The organism is Maribellus maritimus (assembly GCF_022267315.1).
In the GTDB taxonomy this organism is placed as follows: domain Bacteria; phylum Bacteroidota; class Bacteroidia; order Bacteroidales; family Prolixibacteraceae; genus Draconibacterium; species Draconibacterium maritimum.
Genome location: NZ_JAIKLE010000135.1, coordinates 1 through 1295 on the forward strand (window position 1 = coordinate 1; position 1295 = coordinate 1295).

General features: G+C 34.4%; 1 protein-coding gene. It reads right to left on the reverse strand.

Features of this window, described 5'->3' with window-relative positions; all coding sequences use genetic code 11:
- Window positions 1-336: 336 nt before the first annotated feature.
- Complete coding sequence (locus K5G00_RS29345; protein WP_238770182.1) at window positions 337-933, reverse strand: hypothetical protein; 597 nt, start codon at window positions 931-933, stop codon at window positions 337-339.
- Between the last annotated feature and the right edge of the window lie 362 nt (window positions 934-1295).

Below are 1295 nucleotides of genomic sequence, written 5' to 3' on the forward strand. Positions count from 1 at the left end.
GGCATGGCAATCTGATTTTTATGTCAAATTACAAACTTTGAAAAGTGTAAACTATGTCCCTTTAACTTTGTAACGGATGTCCCTTTATCGTACCAGCATGAAACACAACGGTTGGTACATGTTGTCGGGGCGGATTTTGGAGAGCGTTCCTGTCAGAAGGACACGGAACTGCGATGCGAGAATCCGCAGTTGGCGTACCACCGAACCCCGCCCTGCAATATGTACCGTGTTATGCCCTGTGTTTTATTTTTGATTATTTATATTTTCATTTATTAGAATCTCTGAATTTGTTGAACTACGAAATTCTATTGCATCTGGAAATACTTTAGATAAACTTTAATTATGAATTACCAGTCTCAAAATAATCTCGGCAGAATTAATTTCTCCTTGAAGAATTTCTTTGTCATCGTATAGATAACAGCTAAATTTCATTTTAATCTTATAAATATCCTCAGATTTCTCAACGACTGAAACAACTTCGAGTTCAGAAAATTCTCCAATCAGTTTTTCTCGAATAGGATGAAAAATGTTAGTTTCTATTTCTTCCTTATCTATTATTTTTCCATACTCCAACTTAAACCCTTCTTTGTCAGTGTCAGATAATTTACCAATAGGGAATAAATTAAGAACTTTTTCTTTATTAGTTACTTCTGTTTCTGGCGTAATAATTAAAATATGTTTATCTCCAATTTCAAATGGATATGTATTGAATCCAAGGTCATATTTTCCAATTGGCGGTTCATTCCAATTAGAACTGCTGCCTGTATAAATTTGATAATTATCTTCATCAGCATTTATTACTACCAAGTCATTATTTACAATGCCGGAGAAATAATATTCGGAGGAAATGGCAGGAGGAGGAGTAAAGTCATCTTCATTACACGAAAATAAAGCTACTAGAATACTAAGAATTAAAAATTTATATCTTCTCATAATGATGGATTTAAGTTAATTGATTTTTATTGCCGAATTTTCAATGACTATGCCAAACATAAGAATGAAATTAAAAATATATAGACTACTTTTTTTAGGACGGGTCAGAATGCGCTGTAACGGTGGTGGTATGAGGTCGTGGCGGTCAGACGAGAGTCTGAGTGTCCGACCGAAACTGAAGTTGGGACGAGATTCGACTTGTCGAATCCGCACGACCCCAGCCATGCCTTATACCACGTGTTATAGCCATGTGCTTTTTTTAATTTAATGAATACCCGTATATTTACCTAAGATAATTATCTTTGGAAAAACGCATAAATTATGAGCTTAATTGATTTCATATCTCAATTTCCTGATGAAGA